The organism is Methylobacillus sp., from assembly GCF_036844465.1.
Taxonomy (GTDB): Bacteria; Pseudomonadota; Gammaproteobacteria; order Burkholderiales; family Methylophilaceae; genus Methylobacillus.
In genome coordinates this window covers 2354-4989 of sequence record NZ_DAIUFW010000035.1, presented here as the reverse complement: position 1 = coordinate 4989, position 2636 = coordinate 2354, and the positions used below count along the sequence as shown (strand labels likewise).

Genomic DNA, 2636 nt, shown 5'->3' with positions numbered 1-2636 from the left:
ACATCCTTGCCGATGATGATTGTAGTGTTACTAGGTACAAGGATTTGAGTGTTCACGTTGATTACAACACCGGGGAGTGTCAGGATTCTCAGGTTGCGATTTGCATCCACCGCAGATTGAATGGCTGATACATACTCCGATGCGGTTTTGCCGGACTGCAAGAACAGATCGTATGGTTCACCGGTGACATAGTTGCCATCCGGTGGCTGGGGATATGTGTAACCATCGTATAAAGCCGACAATTCAATCGCACGAACTCGCAATTGAGCGTTCGCACCATAAGGCCCGAAAACCTTGGGCGATGTGGTGTTAACTAGCCTGGTCGATGCGTAGGGCGATTCAGGAGTCCCAGACAAATGATCAACGTATGCCTCTCCCGGTGTAGAGACTTTAATTGCGTCATTTGGGCCAAGGCTTACTACCTGAGACTGCCCCTGTGGTACTGTTGCCATGATTATTCCTTAACGTCAACCAACAAACAAAAAAGCCCCCGTTAAGAGGCTCTGTAATTTGCAGGCTTTACCCTGCTTGGTCATCAGCCTTTTGAGCTGATTTCCTTTTCTGCTTTTCATCACCCTTTAAGGTGAGTGTAGGCGCATCCTTCACGCCGTCGCCAGCATCAAACTCAGCATCAACAATGCGCAAGCCGTTTACTTTTGCCAGCGCCTTCACGTCCTCATTAAATACAAACGTTGGATGCGGCACATACCAGATATTGGATTTTTGGGCACTCATAATTCACTCCAAAAGGCCAGGGCCGAAGCCCCGGCATGCTGGTTACTTGGATGCGTCACCAATGGCAATCACGCCAGCGGTGTGCTTGATGTTGGTGGCAACCTTGTCCCAATTGGTGCCGGTTGCCAATTCAGCATCAGTTGGCGACTTGCCACCATTGGCTTCATCCCAGGTGTAACCCTTGAGCGCAACGCCGAATGTGTAATCCACTTGCAGCGTGGTTTCAATCCGGGTTTGGCCGTTAGTGGTTTCGATATTGGTGATGATGTCGCTACCATCCAGCACCACGGCGGCGGAATCGACCAGACCAAGCACCTTCTGCTTGTTTGGCGAGCCAGCCGCATACAGAGCAGGAGCATCTGTCACCACAACAGCCTTGCCGAGGATGTCAACTACCAGCACGTTATTGGCCTGGAACAGGGTTGTCGCATTTGCCAGGTTCTGGCCGATCAGCTTGTGATAGACCTCACCAGTCATGACGTTTGCAACGATTGCCCCGGACGAGTCGCCGAACTTGGCATGAGCACCGTTCAGCGCTTGGTAATCAAGACCAAGGGTTGCGCTCACGTCATTGGTTGCCGCGGCTTGGTTGCTGATTGCTGCAACAAGAGAGGCAATAGCAGTATTGAGCTGGTCTTGGATTAAAGCCTCTGTGAAATTGCGCGAGATAACTTCAATGCCTTCTGCGGTTGGCTTCTGCAACCAGGTCAGTTGGCTTGGCTCAAAGCGGATAGGGCCGAAACCACCTGCCACCTTAACAGCGCTTTCCTTGAGCTGAGTCAAGTCGGTAGGAGATACTGGGGTTTGCGGGGCGTAGCGATCAACGCGGCGGCGTGCAGAATGCAATCCGGCAAAGAACGACTCTTGCAGAAAGTCGCCTGTAAAGCCTTGAGTAGTCAGGCGGATTGCCCCGCGTGATGCAGCGTTGAACTTGTTGATCTGCTGCCCGAGCGTTTCGATAATGGCAGGCTGGATATATTGATTAAACACCTGCATTTGAGAGAGAGACATGGTTTACTCCTGTTTGTTAAGTTCTGGGTATTTGCTGGCGAAGTAAGCAGCACGCTCTTGTGGTGTGCCGTCGATCTTGCCAGCGGTTGCCTTGCCCGAACCACTGCCACCACCTGCACCGCCGCCACCGTTTGAAGGTGCTGCGACAAAGTGCTTGCCAGCGTCCGAGGCTGCCCACTCGCCCACAGCGTCAGCCAGTGGCTTATCGCCGATCAGTGCAGTGTGGTTGCCGTTTTCGCTCTTGATGATGGCTTGGCCTTTAAGCAATGCCATTGATGCGTCCATGAATTCAGGCTTAACCCCAGCCTTTGCCAACGCGCCAGTAAGGCTGCCCTCAATCAGGTGCTTATGCAGCGCCTCGTCTTTGGTTTTGACTTCCGCTGTGAGCTTGTCGATAGCTGCCTTGCTATCTTTCTCACTCTTGGCTAGTTTTGCCGTCAGTTCTTCAACTTGAGTCTGCAATGCAGCGTGCTCATTGGGATCAATATCTGAGCCTCTGGCCTTGGCTTTCGCTTTGGTGAGATCAGCCTTCAATCCCTGAATACTGGTATTTGCAGCGGCAATTTGCGCCACCAGGTCATCAAGTCCATCCTGGGTTAATTCATCTAATTTCATGGTTCGCCTTTCCTGGCACAGCCAGCTATCTATGAGGCACAGCCTCTATTCCCTTGAGCACTGCTCAATAAAAAGCCCCACGGTTTCCCATGAGGCCAACAACAAAAAAGCCGCGCATTGGCGGCTTCTCTATTCAGTAATTCTTTCGGTCATTCGGCTATTGCAGCCCAGCCTTGGCGAATGCGGCGGCATCATGCTCACGCAACTGAGCCAGCGTGTACACATGCCCATTTCTGGCAACAAACTTGTCAAGCGTCAATCCGCCATCCCGGAAC

At 52.1% G+C, this 2636-nt stretch carries 4 protein-coding genes; all 4 read right to left on the bottom strand.

The features are described 5' to 3' along the window. Positions 1–452: hypothetical protein (locus V7Z75_RS14055; protein WP_334109273.1), on the bottom strand; the 452-nt coding region annotated here is incomplete at its 3' end. A 67-nt stretch (positions 453–519) separates the two neighbouring features. Continuing rightward, positions 520–735 (bottom strand): hypothetical protein, encoded by a 216-nt coding sequence (locus V7Z75_RS14050; protein WP_334109272.1) that lies wholly within the window; start codon positions 733–735, stop codon positions 520–522. A 42-nt stretch (positions 736–777) separates the two neighbouring features. Then, entirely contained in the window at positions 778–1746 is a 969-nt protein-coding gene (locus V7Z75_RS14045; RefSeq protein WP_334109270.1) for a major capsid protein, read from the bottom strand. Between the two features lie 3 nt (positions 1747–1749). Then, complete coding sequence (locus V7Z75_RS14040) at positions 1750–2361, bottom strand: hypothetical protein (RefSeq protein ID WP_334109269.1); 612 nt, start codon at positions 2359–2361, stop codon at positions 1750–1752. Positions 2362–2636 lie beyond the last annotated feature (275 nt).